We start from the raw sequence: 17,590 nt of genomic DNA on the forward strand, positions 1-17,590 counted from the left end.
AAAATAGCTTTGCAGTTTCATTCACACAAGATGTTCATCTATTAAACCAGCTGAATATCAATGTATTAATACGAATTAGGGGAGTTTGATATTATAAAGAACGACGCACCTAATGACGCACATTTTATATGCGATTTCGTGCATATTTTGGTATAACCCGTAAAAGCAAAAACCCTGCAATCATTTGATTTGCAGGGTTTTAGCTCTCTTTGATGTTGTTTCTTGTGATCCCGCTGGGATTCGAACCCAGGACCACTACATTAAAAGTGTAATGCTCTACCAGCTGAGCTACGGAATCATTTATCTATCCCCCTTGCGGGGCTGCAAAGATAGAAATTAAATCTATTACCACAAAAGATAAACTAAAAATATTTAATAAAAACTTAACATCAATTAAACAAGATCATGTTAAGCATTTATGAATCATCTTGTTAAACATAATTAAAAAAATATTTTTTTTAATTACACATCGAATTAAACCACCCTTACAAGAAACCCGTTACCATCCTTACTACAAATCAGGTTCTTGAGTATTCAAAACATAAAAACAGAATTTAACATTCCTATTAGTTGTACATACAATTGAAGACTTTTTTATTTTCAATATTATTTACATTTTTACATATACATTCGCTTTTCCCTAATGAATATTGAAAATATTTATGGCGAAGATAAGTGGGCTGCGTTTGGAGGTTTTTCTCCACTCATTACAGTCTTCAAATCTTACCATCCGCTTAATCCCGAAATTGAAAACATTATTAACAGCCATACATTTCCTATACGTTTCGCTAAAAACAAGCATATCGCTTCTCCATTAAAGCATAACCGTTACATTTTCCTGATTTTAGAAGGAGCGGTACATGGTTATCTTAAAATGGGAAATAAAAAAATTACTACCTGGATTGCAGCAGAAAACGAACTGGCCGGAACAATCAGAAATTTGTGGGAAAATGAAATTTCCGACGAATACATTGAAACCATCGATCCGGTATTTGCGATTGCCATTCCGCACGAAATGTCTAAACTTCTCTATGAAAATTTCCCGATTGCAAATTATGTTGGTCGTAAAATGACTGAAATCTATTTTCAGGGGGCAACCGAAAGGGCATATATCTGCAGGCTTCCTACGGCATTAAAGCGTTACCAAAGGTTTCTGATCTCTTACCCTCACCTCATTAACCGTGTGCCGCTAAAGTACGTGGCTTCATTTATAGGCATGCGGCTCGAAACATTAAGCAGGATCAGGAAACAGGCATTAAACGAAGTCGCGAAATAGATTCTCTAATATGGAGAAATCAAACGTTTGCGCAGCAATCACCTGTTTGTTAGGTTGATAAAAAAGTTATTTTTATGAGGTACTGATTAAAAAAATCTGCTTCATGAAAAAACTAATGATCACGATAGCCTTGCTATACGCAGGTTTATTTGCATTTCCTCAAAGGAAAATGCCGCAGGTACGCCCTAATATCATCGTGTTCTTAGTTGATGATATGGGTATAATGGATACTTCTTTACCATTCTGTAAGCGCATTATGCCACTAAACAAACGTTACCATACCCCAAATATGGAACAAATGGCTAAAGAAGGTATGAAATTTGTTAACGCTTATGCCCAGCCGGTATGCACACCAACGCGGGTCAGTTTTATAACGGGAATGAATGCATCGCGTACACACGTTACCAATTGGACTTCGCCACAAAAAAACAACAATACCGATCCGGAAGATGATCAGTTTTTACCTCTAAACTGGAACATAAATGGTTTGAGTCCGGATACTGCAACAGAACATACCGTTAATGCTACGCCCTTTCCTCAGCTCTTAAGAGATGCGGGCTATTATACCATACATATTGGTAAAGCCCATTGGGGGCCTATGGGTTCGCCAGGGGCTAATCCTTACAATTTAGGGTTTATGGTAAATGTCGCCGGGCATTCCGCAGGGCATCCACAGAGTTATCTATCAGAACAAAAGTATGGCAATATGCCGGGAAAAGCACAAGCACAGGCTGTACCAGATTTAGAAGAATATTATAATACAAATACCTTTTTAACTGAAGCATTAACCCTGGAAGCAAAGAAAGCAATTGGTGTTCCTATAGAAAGAAAAGAACCATTTTACTTAAACATTGCACATTATGCAGTTCATGTACCTATTATGGCGGATAAAAGATTTGTGCAGAAATATTATGATGCAGGGCTAGACAGTACAGAGGCAAAATACGCGAGTTTAATAGAAGGTATGGATAAAAGCCTTGGTGATATCATGGATTTCCTCCGTGCAAAAAAGGTTGATAAAAACACCATCATTATTTTTATGAGCGACAATGGTGGTTTAGATGCACATTTACGCGGAGGAAAAATAAACACACATAATTCACCTTTCAGATCAGGCAAAGGATCGGTTTATGAAGGCGGTGTGCATGAGCCCATGATTGTAAAATGGCCAGCTACAGTTCCTGCAAACTCAGTGAATAACAACCCGGTTATTATTGATGATTTTTTTCCAACAATTTTAGAAATTGCAGGCATTAAAACCTCAAAAAAAATACAAAAATTAGATGGGATAAGTTTACTGCCAACCTTAAAAAATCCTGCTGTTAAAATTGACGACAGACCGTTAATCTTCCATTATCCAAATAATTGGAATGCTACTCCAGATGAAGCAGCACTGGGTTTAAATTATTACAGTGCCATCCGGTTTGGAAACTGGAAATTGGTTTACCCTTTACGCACGAAAAAGTTAGAATTATATGATTTAAGCAAGGATATTGGTGAAGAACATAACCTTGATTTATCAAATCCTGTAGAAACCAAAAAATTAGCTGCGCTTTTAGGTAATACCTTAAGGGAAAGAAATGCCCAAATGCCTATAGAAAAATCGACAGGTAAAGCCGTTCCTTATCCTGATAAAACTTTTATAAAGTAAATCATTTAATTAAAAGCAAGTATTCTAGTTATTTTGATTATTAATTAATTAAAGAGTGTACTATGATAAGGCTTCACCATATAAGAAATATGGAACACGTAAGCTTATACACCCCTTACAAATCAAAAAAAACATTGATTATCAAACTTTCACATAACCGTGATTATAAGATTGGAGATGAGCGAGCTGAAGCAATCTCATGTTAAATATTTTTAATTTGCTGCTATATTTTTAACAGTATTCAAGTTTGCTTTGCGGATGCTATGCACCATTTCCAAGTTCAAATAAGTCCCAAATTTCACGTTAAAATACAATCTATAAAAGGCATAAAAAAACGGGATTGATTTTTAATCAATCCCGTTTTTCACATTAACTATCTACTTAAAATTTAACCGTATTGAGGTTTTTATCAATTAAAAATCCATTATTGATTTTGAGGTTAAACTGAAGTTTACGTTTTGCCTTCAATTTAATTATAAATAAATCGCTGGTTCCGTTTATTGCTTCTTTGCTGCCCACATTTACAAATGCCGGGTATAAAACTTTATCTCCATTGGTATGTAAACGATCATTGGTCAGGTTTTCCATCTGTTTGATGTTTAAACCTTGCACGCCTACAAAATCATAATCTGCCGGACTGTAAGGCAGGGCAAAACTTAATGCGTTTACAGCTTTTAGGTTAATTCCTTTTACTTTTATTTCGATCACTTCATCCTTATTATATACCGGCTTGGCTGTACTGATTGCTAATTTACCCGCAATCTGATCAATTTTACTGTCATCTACCCCACCATCGAGCTGGGTGGCCACCACCGATATATCATAAGCATCAATCAGGTTATTTTTATTGATATCTCCATTACTGATATAGCCTTCAAAATCGGCATCGCCTTTTCGTAGGCCGGTATAATTCATGTAAGAGGTTAAATCGTTCCGGTCAATTAAGCGGTCGTTATTAATATCTCCAGGCAAATAACTTTCGGTACCCGGAACTTTAAATACGTACAATTCGCGACCAGATCCAAACCCGCCTACACCATCGGTAACTGCAATTTTGATGTAACGCGCAGTAGGATGTGTGGTAAAATTGAAGATCTTGACTTCGCCGCTGTTGGCCCATTCAAAAGCCCCTGCATCAGTCCAGTTCTCTTTATTGTTACTGTAAAATACTTTACCTTTTAATAAAATCCCGTTACCCCTTCCACTCCGCGGCAAATAATGGAATTTATCCAATTGATTAATGGATTTAAGATCGATAACCATATCAAACGGAACTGATTTTACGCCCCATTTGGTATGCCAGATGTTACCTTCATCAAAATCAAATAGTTTATCAACACCTTCACCTCCCTGATTTTCTGCGGTAGTTTGGGCCACAATACCCTGAATGGCAAACTCTAAAGGATTTGATTTAGTGGTTGCTTTAATTTCGGTCCAATCAGAATAGCCATCTTTATTTACCGCACGTAATTTAAATGTATAAGCTGTTTCCGGCAATAAACCATCAAATAACAATGCGGTATCGCGTATGGTGGTATAATGCATTTCATTGAAATCGATTTCATAAAAATCGGCATTGTTTACTTTATGCCATGTTGGCGTAAGCGTATAAGCCTCTCTGTTTTTATCAGTAACACCTGCACTAAGCGGAGCAGTTAATTTCCCCGTTGAAATGAGTTGTTTATCTGCTGGCTCAAATTTAAATCCGCCGATATAAAGTGTTACGGGATTGATGGTAATATCGGTAGATTGCAGTTTAACCCATAATTGTGGGTTTTTAACCATGGCCACTTTTTCAAACTCACTTCCTTTGGTGGCAAAACGGTTTAAATTTGGCGCAGCATCATAAAAATAGGCGTTTGCCTGCTTTAAAAATTCTTCTTTTGAATTTACTTCTGTTAGCTTGATTTTACCATTACCAATTTTTGCAGTTAACTTTTTTGGTTTATCCGTTACGTTAATCACAAATTCAGTCGTTTTTTCTTTTATAAAACCATCGAAATCGCCTTTTGCAGGGTTAACGTTAACAAATACATTGTTCTTTTGATCTAACTCTGTTTCGATTAAGGTTGATGCGCCTTTACCCAGTTTATAGGCTTCTGTTGTGCCATCATCATCATATTCAGTGAACGAATTTTTCCCAAAAGGATAAAGTTCGTAAATCCGGTTTGTTTTGTTGATTTCAGAAACGTTGTTATTTGGATTGGCAAGTGGAATAATAGCACCGTTTTTCACAAAAACGGGCAACTTCCAAAGTGGGGCATCAAAACTGTTGAGAATGCAGTTACCGGTATATTTTTCTCCAGTGAAATAATCAATCCAGGTACCTTCAGGCAGGTAAATACCATTGCGGATATCGTTTCCTTTATCATCAGATTTAGTAGCCTGATAAATGGGTGCGACCAGAAAGGAGGGTCCATATAAATACTGGTACTGCGTTGAAATGCCCTGGGTATAAGCATTTGGATATTCCAGAAACATCGCCCTGATGATCGGCAACCCCGTAAGCGCTTCTTTTGCAACACTATAAGTATAAGGTATTAATGCCGATTTAAGCTTTAAATAATTGCGGTTAATTGAGGCTACGGGTTCTCCTAATGCATGCGGATATTTTTCGTTAGCACCCCAGCCATCCATATTTAGTTCCATGGGCGTAAAGGTTTTCCATTGAAAATCGCGGGTATTGATGGTTGGGTTTTTACCACCAAAAATACCGTCCATATCAGAAGTAATATTGGGCTGACCGGATAAACCAGAGCCCAAATAAGTAGGAATATGAAAACGGATATATTCCCAAACGCCACCTGTTTGATCGCCCGACCAAATGCCAGCATAACGCTGTGTACCTGCCCAGCCATCTAATGAAATGATAAAAGGCCTGCTGCTGTTGCCATAATAAGGCATAATCTGCGCTACATCGGCCACACCATTTAATCCGAACGAATAACCGGCACCAACCCACGCCACATCGGTTTTTAATACACGTACTCCGGCATCTCTGGCTTCTTTAATGATATCGCGTTGCAACAAGGCGCTCACTCCTGTTTTAGGATGGAGGTCAGACTGGGTCCATAAACCTATTTCTACGCCATTTTTACGGGCATAATCGCCAAAACTCTTCAAATTCTGAATATTGCCATCCAATGTTTCTGTTTGACCGTAACCAGCTCCATAGCCATCATTTGGAAGTACCCATCCCAATGGCATATCATTATTTTTATAACGATCGATTACTGCACGTGCAGAAAATTGATAATTGTTTTTCTCACCGTTAAGTGATTCTTTTGTTCCTCCGTTATCCTTCTGGCTTTCTTTATAACGTTTTCCATCCTCAAACAAGGTTCCTTTTTCATCTTCTTTCCAAAAATCGCGGTTATAAGCGTTTAAATGTCCCTGGTAAAAACCGAATTTTGGCAGGAGTATTGGATTACCAGTAAGCTGGTAAAAATCATTCAATAAAGCTACTGCTCCATTATTAATCATAAAAAAGGCATCCAGGTAATCAGTTTCATGTGCCAGTTTCACTAATCCTTTTTCTTTAGCGCCAAAGTTATAGTTCCCTTTGCTAAAGGTATGCCACATTACCGCATAACCATTGGTAGACCAATAATAAGGTGTTGGCGAAGCTACTCCCCCATCTGTCCAGGAGTTTTGGTTTTCGATTGAGATGGCTTTCCCTTTATGCGAGAAACGGCCATTTTGCACACCCCCTCCATAAAAATACTCTTTTGGATTTTCTTTAAAACTGAGCGTTACTTTGCCCTTTTCGAACTGAATGGGTGCAAGCTCTTCAACTGCAACGGCCTGGGTAGCCATGTTAATGATTTTAATTAAAGAAGTGTTTTTATCAATCAGTACGGTAATTTTAGCCGTAGAAATGAATAGCTGATTGTTCTCATCCTTAATTTCGAGTTTTGAAACCGGCCTTCGTGGATTTTCCACCAGAATTTTAGCCTCTGGTTTTGCTTCAGGATTGCGTATAAATCCACCATTAGGATCTTCAAAAAGTCGAAAAATATGATCGCCATAAAAATCGAGGGTCAACCGCTGATTATCAGAAAGCAACAATTCAATTGTAGTAGTGTTGATCTTTTTAACATCAGTAACCTTAATGTTTTTTTGTATAGGTTGATTGTTGTTTTTTGCCGTTTCCTGAGCTGAAATAAAGAATGGAAATGCGTACAAAATAAGGGTGGATGCTAATGAAATTACGGTTTTAAAACGTTTGTTAGAAGGATGCCGGGTCATTAAAATTTTGATTTGGTTATATTAATAATCAGCAGACCTATAATTTTAACTGCTGTTTGATAAAGTTAGCAATCGTGAGTAAGGAAATGCGGTGTTTTTAGCTACAAACACCGCGCAATCGTTTGCCTATCTGGTTTTTTACTTAAACAGATACTCATCGTTTTATCATTATGAAGTGAAAAACATTTATAGTTTAGCATCTTGGGAGCCTGGTTTTTGAGCCGACTAACCTACTTAAACAACCATCCGGTTAAGCATTCGGCTTAAACATTTTACAAAGTAACAGGAATTTATGGCAAGCATTTTGCTTACTGATGACAAAATCAGATTAATGAATCTTTCAGTATCCCAACCTTACAGCTGCGTAATTATTGATGATAGTCGCATGAGTAAACAGCTTTTCGAAAATTTCGTTTCCAAAATAGACAAACTTGAACTTAAAGGTAGCTTTACCGATAAGGTAGATGCGATGGCGGCCTTTTGGACATTCGGAAAAGTAGACTTTCTTTTTTTAGATGTACAGATGGACATGTCGGGCATTGATGTAGCCAGAATGTTAAAAAACAGTGTAAAATATGTGGTAATTTTAGGAAACCAAGGTACGCAGGCGATTGATAATTTGGCCAGTAAATGTAAATTCTTACCAAAACCGCTCGACTTCACGAAGTTTCTGAATACAATTGAACAATTGATTTCCATTTAGTGAGAAGCCATGAGTAGATTATTCGTTTGGAAACAAATTCCGTAATAGACTAATTACTAATGAACTAAATATCCGAATAATCGGTAGGATAAACGAATTTTGTGTCGTTTTTAGAAACGTTGTGCTGATACTCCGGCATTGCAGATAGTTTTTTCCAATAATCATCAGCAGAAAAAGCCTTCCAATGTGCGTCCCTATCAGTTTTATTTTCGAAGGTGGTCAGGTACATCAGATTGGGCATTCGGCTACCTGAAATTACTTCTCCGTAAAATACAGCATTAAAATTTAGTCGCTTAAATAAGCCTATTTCGTCGCCTTTATTGAACATTTGCACCTTATTCTGGTAATATTTTTCGGTAGGCGATTCGTAACTCCTCAGCTCATATACCCGATCTTTCATTGGTGATTTTAGGTTGGGTAGCATAAAAGTGGGTGCGTTTTCAAAGGCCTTTAACATAATGGATTCAAGGCGTTCGTATGGCGCATCGCTATACAACGCATCTAAATATATTTTACCATCAACGGCATATTGTTGGTCTTTTGCCAGTTTTTTATCGAGCTCTAAAATACCATTGAATGATTTTAAAGGAATAAATACATAAATAAGCTTTTCAGTAACCGCAGCCGGGTCGCTCAAAATTGGCTTAAACACGCCCACCTTTGCAATTCCAGAACGGTGTAATGCAGGCAAATAAGCTTTCTGTAAATATTCATCCAGCGTTTTTTCCTGTGCGTCTGTTTTTAAATGGTAAATTTTAATTTGATAAAAATCTATCTTCGATGCATGAACGACAAGTACGTTAAACGTTAAAAAAAACAAAAACAAGCAGGATATTTTGATCTTAGGCAACATATTTACTGATGATTAAAATTATTTGGCTCTAATGTACCAATTATCAGTTAAAAACAATCAGTTTGCTATTGAAACCAATGAACCAGCCTATTTTGAAACATTAGGGTTTGGTGGTTCGGCATTAAGCAGGTGTTTAACAAAAAAATCACGTTTACGCCTGCGGCCATAAGTTCCTCCATCGCTATGGCCCATGCCCGGAATACTTAGGATGTCAAAATCTTTATTTGCTTTGATCAGTGCATCTGCAAGTCGGTAGGTTGATTCTGGTGGTACATTTTCGTCAGCTTCGCCTACAATTAAAAACAAACTTCCTTGTAGTTTAGCAGCATTTGTAATGTTGGATTGTTCGGCATAATGCGGGCCAACAGGATAGCCCATCCATTGTTCATTCCACCATTGCTTATCGATTCTATTATCGTGGCAACCACAGGCAGAAACAGCAGCTTTATAAAATTCAGGATGAGATAACAATGCGCCGGTTGAACTTTGTCCGCCAGCAGAGGTACCATAAATTCCAACACGGCTAATATCGGCGTTCGGGTATTTTGCTGCCATAGCCTTCATCCACAATATCCGGTCAGGAAAACCTGCATCGGCAATATTTTTCCAACATACATCATGAAAAGCTTTCGATCTGTTCGCCGTACCCATGCCATCAATCTGCACCACAATAAAACCCAATTCAGCGATACTTTGCATTTCGCCTGCTGGTAAAAAACTTTTAGGTACAAAACTATCGTGAGGACCAGCATAAATATTTTCGATTACCGGATAGGATTTGCCGGCGTCCATTTTTGAAGGAAAACAGACAATACCCCAAATATCGGTTATTCCATCCCGTCCTTTGGCCACAAATACTTCAGGCAATTTTACACCGGTAGCTAAAAAAGCATCTTTTTGTCCATGTTCTATTTCCGCTATTTTTTTTGTGCTGGCTGTTAACCTCAATTCGCTAACGGGTGGTACATTTACCTGAGAGTAAGTATCAATATAATACTTGCGATCGGGAGAAAAGCTGAGGTTATGGTTCCCTGTTTCCGGTGTAAGGCTTACCAAGTTTTTACCATCAAAGCCAATGCGGTAATAATGGATAAAATAAGGGTCTTCGCCTGCATTCATTCCGCAGGCCCTGAACCATACCTGGCGTTTTACCACATCCACACTATCAATATCACGCACTACATAACTGCCTTTTGTAATTAATGATTGTTCTCCATTCAGGGCATTTACCAGATAAAGATGCCGCCATCCATCCTGTTCGCTGGTGTATAACATTTCATTTGTTTTAGGCAGATAACGGGTATAAATGCGGCTTTCGTAAATGAAGGTTTTAGTTTTTTCATCGATAATATTTTTAGTTTCACCTGTTAAAACATCCACTTCAATCACCCTGAAACGCTGGTGGCCACGGTCTACTTTTTCGTAAGTATAATAGCGACTGTTGTTACCTCTCCAATGCAATTCTGGCGGACCAAAAAAATCGATAGGTTCTGCATTTACCTTGATTGACTTTTTAGCTGCTATATTAAATACGTAAGGCTGATAAGCTGTAAAATCATCGCCTGGCTGTGCATATTCCCTCGATCTTAATTCACCACGAGTGGTGCCAGGAACGGAGCTCAGTACATAATGCACCTTTTTGATTTCTTTCGGATCAGTTTTGTAGGCCACAACGTTTTTACTGTCCGGCGACCACGTAAAATCCCCATACGGTTTATCAGCACTTCCATCTGTACTTAATTGCGTTTTTGTTTTTGTGGCAATATCAACCACGAACAGGTTTCCGCCACGGATGAGCATTTCTTTTTTACCATCTGGTGATACTCTATTTATACTGATATTTTGCCAGCGCGATCGTCTTTGCTGCAAAGGGCTTTTGGCATTGTAATAATAAATATTAGTATCTTTTGTAGCTGATAAACTATAGTCGTTCAGGTTTAAATGATACCACTTATCCTGTATTTTAAGTGTTGAGATATTGCCCTGATCCGCGAAACCTAAAGCTGTTAGCTGAATTTTTGATGGATTTTGTTTTTTACCGGTGGCTTTTTCAATGATTTGTGCGAGTTTTTCATGATTAAACGCCGTTTTTCGTTTTCCTGTTGCAGCATCAACGTTATAATATTCCCATGTTTTGTTTGGAAGGTTCTTTTTATACCAGAAAGCCGTTCCACTTTGGTTCCAGAATGGAATAATATCATTATTAGTTGGAATATTGCGCAATGCAGTATCTAATTTACCAGACCGCTGATAGGCATCGGCCATTTCGCCGGCATTGGGCAAATAAGGACTTAGTCCTTTTTGTTGAGCAGAAGCCTGAAAAAAAGCTAATATGAATAAAACAGGAATTATTGATTTTTGAGCAAAGGCATGAATCATTATAACAGATTTTTGCTGTAAATATAGTCAGCGGCTTTTACAGATTTCTGTTAGATATTGACAGGTATGATTAATATTTTAACCTTACTAATGCATTTTTTTACCAGCTTAAGCGCCTACATAACTTACCCTGCTTACACTGTTATAGCTATCGATATATGCCCTTGGCGATTGCCCTATGATACTTTTAAATACCCTGTTAAAATTGGTAATGCTATTAAAACCCGCTTTATAGGCTACACCTGAAATGCAATCGGCTTTTTCGCCTGAAATAAGGCTTTTACAGGCATCGTTAATTCTTACCTCATTTAAAAAAGAGACAAATGTATGTCCTGTGTGTTTCTTAAAGTACCTGCAAAAGGCCTGTGGCGTCATGAAAGCGGCATTGGCTACATCTTCTAACGAGATTTGATTATTATAATTCTGGGTAATAAAATTAATAATCTTACTTAAACGCATGCCTTCATTTTCGCTCACATTAGAAGAATAAATATCCGAGCAGAGCGATTCTACATTTTCATTTAATTCCTGTAGACTATTGATCAATTTTAAAAAATTAAACAACACATCTACTCCGGAAGCCTCGTGAACATTAAACATTTTAGAAACAATACTTTTTGAAAATTCATCAGGAACTTTAAAACCATGTTTGTTTTTTGCAAGAAATGCACTGGCCATTTTCATTTCAGGAAGATTGAACAAAGGGCCTAAAATAGCATTGGGATTAAAATAAATGGAACATGCTTTGATTGTTTTATTGCAATCAGCTAAAAAATATTCAGGATTACTTTTAAACAAATGTGGCAGTTTTGCGCCGAGAACAAAAATATCGCCAGACCTGAATGCATGCATATCATTTCCTGCAATTAAGGTCCCTTCTCCACCTTCTATATAGGTAATCTGCCATTCATCATGTCGGTGCAAATACTGATAAAAATATGGCAGTTCGATATGTTCCGTTATCACACTTTTATCGTTAGGCACAAGCATAGTAAATGGCAATACTTTCATGGTTCGGTCAGATTTGGTTTGTTTATGATGACCTGAATGTAAGGATATTAACCCTAAAAACCTAATTAACACCAAATAAGGTTAAAATCCTGCTATAATGAGATAAATATCGGAAAGATGCCTGAGCGATAAAGGCGAATGTTAAATAGAGAAGTCAAGTTTAAAAAAACTTGACTTCTCTTGGGCGCGGACCAGAAATTAACTTATTAAATTACCGAACCACTTTATAAGGCTCCAATTTAAGTTCAGGAGTTACTCCTGCAATAACCTGGCTAACAAGCAATCCCGAAGCCGGGCCTAAACTTAAACCCATCATCCCGTGACCAGTAGCAATGACCAGATTATCTCTTTTTTCACTTCTGCCGATATACGGTAAACCATCGGGAGATGACGGCCGGAAACCGTACCAGATATCTTTTTCTGCCGGAAGTGCCGGTTTCAGATCTGGAAAATATTGAGGAACCGACTCTACAATACCTTTAACCCGCTGCATGTTGATCCTCTTATTAATTTTATCTAATTCCATTGTACCACCATACCTGATCTGACCGTTCATTGGGGTAATGGCTACCCTGGCTTCGCATAATAATGCCGGAATGGTTAAACGGTTTTGAGGCTCTGGTTCCATAAATGAATAACCTTTACCGGGCATCAACGAAATTTTAATATCGGCCATTTTAGCCACGGCAGGCGACCACGAACCTGTAGCCAAAACATACTGATCAGCTTCCCAAGCGGTATTGCCGGTAAAAACTTTCATAATCCGGTTACCAGCAGTTTCTATGCTATCAACCTCTTTATTCCGCTCAATCTTTACACCATTATCAGTTAAATATTTGAGCAAAGCGTTCATCAATTTGGTTGGATAGAGGTGTGCATCGCAACGGTAATGTACGGCACCTAAAACATCCAACTTTAAACCGGGTTGTAATGCTTTACATTCTGCGGCACTGAGCACAGCCATATCTAAACCCAATTCAATTGCCCTGGCGGCTAAATGTGCCTCTTCCTCTCCTGCTTTTTCCGTTTTGTAAAAGGCAAGGATCCCGTTATTGGTAAGCTCAAAATTAAAATCAGGCTCTTTTGCCAGCTCTTCATATAATTTTTTACTTAATAAGGAAAGGTCACGTAAAGGTATTGCAGACTGGCTTACATGTTTTGCCGTAGCATGTTTCATAAATTTCAAGCCCCAATTAACGAGGTTTCCATTTAATGACGGACGAACATAAAAAGGGCTTTTGCTATCAAACATCCAGCGAATACCTTGTTTGATCATACCTGGGGCAGCCAGTGGCACAAAATGACTGGGTACAATCATCCCGGCATTCCCAAAAGAACAGTTATCAGTAATATCGCCTTTATCTAAAACAGTAACCTCATATCCTTTTTTTTGCAGGTAATATGCTGAAGTTAAACCCACAATGCCACCACCAATAATTAATACCTTCGACATTTTTTATTTTATTTTACTCACCTATTTTAAAAACTTATTAAATCACCTGAAATCCATGTGCGTATGGATCATCTTCGGCATCGATTTTAATGGTATTGTAACCGAATACTTTGGCCCAACCTTCTACACTTGGGATGATTGCTTTAATTCCGTTTAAATCTACCACCTCTTCTACCCTGCCAATAAACTTACTCCCTATAAAACTTTCGTGAATAAAATCTTCTCCCTGTTTTAGCTTTCCTTTGGCAAACCATTGTGCCAAACGGGCCGAAGTACCGGTACCACAAGGTGACCTATCGATGGCTTTATCTCCATAAAAAACGGCATTTCGGGCGGTGGATGTAGGATCGATTGTTTTGCCTGTCCATAATACATGGCTGCAACCATTTATTGTAGGATCTAATGGATGGACAAAAGTATATTGCTCATTAATGCGCTTTCTGATGGTTTGGCTCCAGGTAATCAGCTGAGAAGCGGTATAGTTTTCCAATCCGGGGAAATTTTCCTGCGGATCTACAATGGCATAAAAATTACCTCCATAGGCTACATCGAAAGTCAGCGTACCTAAATCCGGACATTCTACCTGTAAATTTTCGGCAGCCAGATAAGAAGCTACATTTTTGAGCTTAACTGATTTTACCTTTCTTCCTTCTTGTTTGTACTCAATTAAAACGAGACCTGCAGGTGCTTCCATCCTGATTACACCTGGTACTTTTGGCTTAATCAATCCTTCTTCAACAGCAATGGTAATGGTACCAATCGTACCATGACCGCACATGGGTAAACAACCACTGGTTTCAATAAAGAGCACCGCCACATCATTCTCCGGATCATGAGGTGGATAAAGAATACTACCCGACATCATATCGTGGCCCCGTGGTTCGAACATTAAACCTGTTCTGATCCAATCGAATTCTTTCAAAAAATGCTGGCGCTTTTCGCTCATGTTTGCACCAATAAGCTGAGGGCCGCCACCTGCAACCAACCGCACCGGGTTGCCACAGGTATGTGCATCTACACAAAAAAAGGTTTTATTCATAGGAGTTCGTTAATTTCTGGTTCACTGTTCTGAAAATCGCTAAAGGATTTCCGTCTTTCAATTCATCTGGTAATAACTCCTGCTCCCAATCCTGATAAGCCAATGGCCTTGCAAAACGGTTAATGGCAGTAGAGCCAACTGAAGTAAAACGGCTGTCGTTTGTTGCGGGAAATGGCCCCCCATGTTGCATGGCTGCGCAAACTTCTACACCTGTTGGTACGCCATTAAGGATAATCCTTCCGGTTTTACCGGTTAACTTATTTATTAATGTTGGGTAATCCTGAAGTTCTTGTTTATCGGCCATTAAAGTTACCGTAAGTTGTCCTTCCAAAACACCAATTGCTTTTTCAAGTTCCGAAATATCCTGGGCCACAACCAAAAGCGAATATGGGCCAAAAATTTCCTCACGGAGTTTTGGGTTTTTAATAAAATCGACGGCACTTACCCGCGCAATTTTAGCTTCAGATTGATTTTTTAATTCGTTATTTTTCAGATCTGAAACTGCCATTACTTCAACTCCTGCTTCATTTATAATTTCTGCAGAAAGTTTAGTAAAATTAACGGCAATACCTTCAGTAAGCATTGTGGCAGATGGAATTAAGGCAATACTGTTTTTTAAAGTGCTTGTAAAATTTTCGAGTGCTGGTGATTGAACGGCAAATAACAAACCTGGGTTGGTACAAAACTGACCTGCGCCCAGCGTAATGGATGCGGCATATTTTTTAGCCAGTTCTTCGGCCTGGTTTTCTATGGCCTTTGGAAGAAAAATTACCGGATTAACACTTCCCATTTCCGCAAAAACCGGAATAGGTTGTTCGCGTTGCTGTGCAAGGTTAATTAAAGCCATACCACCTTTAAACGAACCGGTAAATGTTACCGCTTTGGTTAACGGATGTAGAACTAAAGCAGTGCCAACGGTATAACCATCATCGTATAACAAAGAGAAAATACCTTTAGGCATTCCAGTTTTTTCAGCAGCTTTGATGATTGCGCCACCTACTAAAGCACTGGTTCCATAATGAGCGGGATGCGCTTTTACTACAACCGGACAGCCAGAAGCTAAGGCCGATGCGGTATCGCCACCTGCAACTGAAAAAGCAAGCGGAAAGTTACTTGCACCAAAAACGACCACCGGTCCGATTGGAACCAGCATTCGTCTGATATCCGGTCTCGGCAACGGTTGTCTGTCGGGCAGTGCTGTATCAATTATTGCATCTACCCATGAACCTTCGCTAACTAAGTTGGCAAATAACCTTAACTGACCGGTAGTCCGTCCTAGCTCACCTTGCAAACGCGCCAGTGGCAAACCACTTTCTGCTGAAGCCCTGTTTACCAGTTCTTCACCAAGATTGGCAATTTCGTCGGCAATGGCATTCAAAAAACTGGCTTTAAGATCTTTATTTAGGTACCTATAGCTTTGAAAAGCCTGTGTTGCCGATGTTAAGGCATCATGAACAAGGCTTTCGTCCGCTTTAAAAAATTCACCATCAAGCATTAATCCTGTCGCAGGATTAATGGCTTTAAGGCTTTTTTCATTAACTTCTATATAATTACTGGCTACAATATTTTTCCCGTTCATATTTGGTTTTTAAACTATTTGCCCCAGCTACCGGCTGGTAATTCTGGTCTGGTTGCTAAACCATCGTTAATAATTTTCAATACCCTTTCGCGCTCGGCACCTTTTAAGGCTAAACGCGGGGCTCTTGTTCTTTCTGTTCCAATACCAGTACCTACTTCGGCCAGTTTAATGTATTGAACCAGTTTAGGGTGGGTATCCAGTTCTAAAATAGGCAAAAACCAGCGGTGGATTTTTAAGGCTTCAGCCGTTCTGTTTTCTTTTACCAAACGGAAAATGGCAACTGTTTCTTTCGGAAATGCGCAAACCAAACCAGCAACCCATCCCACACAGCCCATTACAATACTTTCCATTGCAATTGGATCTACACCTGTAAAAATTGCAAAACGATCGCCAAAACGGTTAATCAGGCGTGTAACATTAGAAATATCTCTTGTACTTTCTTTAATTGCCTGGATGTTAGGATATTTCGCCAGTTCTTCGAACATATCTAATGTTACCTCGATTTTATAATCAACAGGGTTGTTATAAATCATGATAGGTAATTTTGTGCTTTTGGCCACTTCAGTTAAATACTCAAGGGTTTCGTCAGAATCAGCCAGGTAACGCATAGGGGGCAATAACATTAAGCCCTGTGCGCCAGCCTCTTCTGCTTTTTGAGCAGCAGCAATCGCTTTTTTGGTTGTGGGCTCGGCGATGTTTAGTAAAACCGGAACGCGGCCATTTACAATCGATAAAGTATGTTTTAAAATTTCGATTTTTTCTTCATCATTTAAAACACTTGCTTCGCCTAATGTACCGCCTAAAATAATACCTTCAGCACCTGCTTCTAACTGTGCTTCAATATTTAAATCGAAAGCCGGAAAATCTAATTCATCATTCGCTGTGAACTTGGTTGTTACAGCAGGGAAAACCCCAGTCCATTTAATACTCATTTATTTTTATAATTTTAATATTATGATTGATACAAGCTTTAATCAAACTATTTCTTTAATTGATCAAAAACATCATTTAACTCAGATTACCCTTAATCATCTTTAAACGTTTTTCAAAGGTAGCAGATCACCATTTGTCAATATTGTTAGATTTTAACCAATACCGATCATAAATGCACCTTTTGAATAAGTATTAAGTAAAACAATAAAGCCAGACAAAAAATGGTATCCTTTCGAAAAAGAATACCATTTATCTGAATCCGTCGGATGGTAACATCCAACGGCACTATGAACATCAACGGCACTATGAAATGCACGATTTGAATAAGTATTAAGTAAAACGATAAAGCCAGCACAAAAAAAATGGTATCCTTTCGAAAAAGAATACCATTTATCTGAATCCATGGGATGGTAACATCAGGCTGCACTATGATTTGACAGCACTACCACCTGAGCGCAGCATAAA

12 protein-coding genes and 1 tRNA gene are annotated in these 17,590 nt (G+C 38.5%); 3 read left to right on the forward strand and 10 right to left on the reverse strand.

The window, feature by feature from the left end; genetic code table 11:
• Positions 1-225: 225 nt before the first annotated feature.
• Positions 226-298: transfer RNA gene (locus R2R28_RS24250), tRNA-Lys, on the reverse strand.
• Positions 299-643: 345 nt separating this feature from the next.
• Here R2R28_RS24250 and R2R28_RS24255 point away from each other — a divergent pair.
• Both R2R28_RS24255 and R2R28_RS24260 read left to right on the forward strand, forming a co-directional pair.
• Positions 644-1,276: a Crp/Fnr family transcriptional regulator gene (locus R2R28_RS24255; RefSeq protein WP_316828240.1), complete on the forward strand. Its 633-nt coding sequence runs from the start codon at positions 644-646 to the stop codon at positions 1,274-1,276.
• 103 nt (positions 1,277-1,379) lie between these two features.
• Positions 1,380-2,927: a sulfatase gene (locus tag R2R28_RS24260; protein ID WP_316828241.1), complete on the forward strand. Its 1,548-nt coding sequence runs from the start codon at positions 1,380-1,382 to the stop codon at positions 2,925-2,927.
• A gap of 381 nt (positions 2,928-3,308) precedes the next feature.
• On the opposite strand, the gene R2R28_RS24265 is transcribed toward R2R28_RS24260, so the two are convergent.
• On the reverse strand, positions 3,309-7,175 hold the full coding sequence (locus R2R28_RS24265) for a TIM-barrel domain-containing protein (RefSeq protein WP_316828242.1): 3,867 nt from the start codon (positions 7,173-7,175) through the stop codon (positions 3,309-3,311).
• Positions 7,176-7,506: 331 nt separating this feature from the next.
• Between R2R28_RS24265 and R2R28_RS24270 the strand changes: the two genes are divergently transcribed.
• Positions 7,507-7,878: a response regulator gene (locus tag R2R28_RS24270; RefSeq protein WP_316828243.1), complete on the forward strand. Its 372-nt coding sequence runs from the start codon at positions 7,507-7,509 to the stop codon at positions 7,876-7,878.
• A 64-nt stretch (positions 7,879-7,942) separates the two neighbouring features.
• Here R2R28_RS24270 and R2R28_RS24275 read toward each other — a convergent pair whose 3' ends face one another.
• The 8 genes from R2R28_RS24275 to R2R28_RS24310 form a co-directional block, all read right to left on the reverse strand.
• Entirely contained in the window at positions 7,943-8,698 is a 756-nt protein-coding gene (locus tag R2R28_RS24275; RefSeq protein WP_316828244.1) for an NIPSNAP family protein, read from the reverse strand.
• A 120-nt stretch (positions 8,699-8,818) separates the two neighbouring features.
• Complete coding sequence (locus tag R2R28_RS24280; RefSeq protein WP_316828245.1) at positions 8,819-11,110, reverse strand: S9 family peptidase; 2,292 nt, start codon at positions 11,108-11,110, stop codon at positions 8,819-8,821.
• Between the two features lie 108 nt (positions 11,111-11,218).
• Positions 11,219-12,121, reverse strand: a complete 903-nt coding sequence (locus R2R28_RS24285; protein ID WP_316828246.1) for an AraC family transcriptional regulator — start codon at positions 12,119-12,121, stop codon at positions 11,219-11,221.
• A 211-nt stretch (positions 12,122-12,332) separates the two neighbouring features.
• Positions 12,333-13,574, reverse strand: coding sequence for an NAD(P)/FAD-dependent oxidoreductase (locus tag R2R28_RS24290; protein WP_316828247.1), 1,242 nt, complete (start codon positions 13,572-13,574; stop codon positions 12,333-12,335).
• 37 nt (positions 13,575-13,611) lie between these two features.
• Positions 13,612-14,613, reverse strand: a complete 1,002-nt coding sequence (locus tag R2R28_RS24295; protein WP_316828248.1) for a 4-hydroxyproline epimerase — start codon at positions 14,611-14,613, stop codon at positions 13,612-13,614.
• Entirely contained in the window at positions 14,606-16,192 is a 1,587-nt protein-coding gene (locus tag R2R28_RS24300) for an aldehyde dehydrogenase (NADP(+)) (RefSeq protein ID WP_316828249.1), read from the reverse strand. The genes R2R28_RS24295 and R2R28_RS24300 overlap by 8 nt, the downstream gene beginning before the upstream one ends.
• 14 nt (positions 16,193-16,206) lie before the next feature.
• Complete coding sequence (locus R2R28_RS24305) at positions 16,207-17,124, reverse strand: dihydrodipicolinate synthase family protein (protein ID WP_316828250.1); 918 nt, start codon at positions 17,122-17,124, stop codon at positions 16,207-16,209.
• Between the two features lie 153 nt (positions 17,125-17,277).
• On the reverse strand, positions 17,278-17,529 hold the full coding sequence (locus R2R28_RS24310) for a hypothetical protein (protein ID WP_316828251.1): 252 nt from the start codon (positions 17,527-17,529) through the stop codon (positions 17,278-17,280).
• Positions 17,530-17,590: the final 61 nt, after the last annotated feature.

It is taken from the genome of Pedobacter miscanthi (assembly GCF_032678605.1).
In the GTDB taxonomy this organism is placed as follows: domain Bacteria; phylum Bacteroidota; class Bacteroidia; order Sphingobacteriales; family Sphingobacteriaceae; genus Pedobacter; species Pedobacter miscanthi_A.

Excerpts from the sequence above, each read along its gene's own strand:
- R2R28_RS24280 (WP_316828245.1), bottom strand. The coding sequence starts at position 11,110 with ATGATTCATGCCTTTGCTCAAAAATCAATAATTCCTGTTTTATTCATA.
- R2R28_RS24300 (WP_316828249.1), bottom strand. The coding sequence starts at position 16,192 with ATGAACGGGAAAAATATTGTAGCCAGTAATTATATAGAAGTTAATGAA.
- R2R28_RS24260 (WP_316828241.1), top strand. The coding sequence starts at position 1,380 with ATGAAAAAACTAATGATCACGATAGCCTTGCTATACGCAGGTTTATTT.
- R2R28_RS24270 (WP_316828243.1), top strand. The coding sequence starts at position 7,507 with ATGAATCTTTCAGTATCCCAACCTTACAGCTGCGTAATTATTGATGAT.
- R2R28_RS24285 (WP_316828246.1), bottom strand. The coding sequence starts at position 12,121 with ATGAAAGTATTGCCATTTACTATGCTTGTGCCTAACGATAAAAGTGTG.
- R2R28_RS24295 (WP_316828248.1), bottom strand. The coding sequence starts at position 14,613 with ATGAATAAAACCTTTTTTTGTGTAGATGCACATACCTGTGGCAACCCG.
- R2R28_RS24290 (WP_316828247.1), bottom strand. The coding sequence starts at position 13,574 with ATGTCGAAGGTATTAATTATTGGTGGTGGCATTGTGGGTTTAACTTCA.
- R2R28_RS24265 (WP_316828242.1), bottom strand. The coding sequence starts at position 7,175 with ATGACCCGGCATCCTTCTAACAAACGTTTTAAAACCGTAATTTCATTA.
- R2R28_RS24305 (WP_316828250.1), bottom strand. The coding sequence starts at position 17,124 with ATGAGTATTAAATGGACTGGGGTTTTCCCTGCTGTAACAACCAAGTTC.
- R2R28_RS24310 (WP_316828251.1), bottom strand. The coding sequence starts at position 17,529 with ATGGATTCAGATAAATGGTATTCTTTTTCGAAAGGATACCATTTTTTT.
- R2R28_RS24255 (WP_316828240.1), top strand. The coding sequence starts at position 644 with ATGAATATTGAAAATATTTATGGCGAAGATAAGTGGGCTGCGTTTGGA.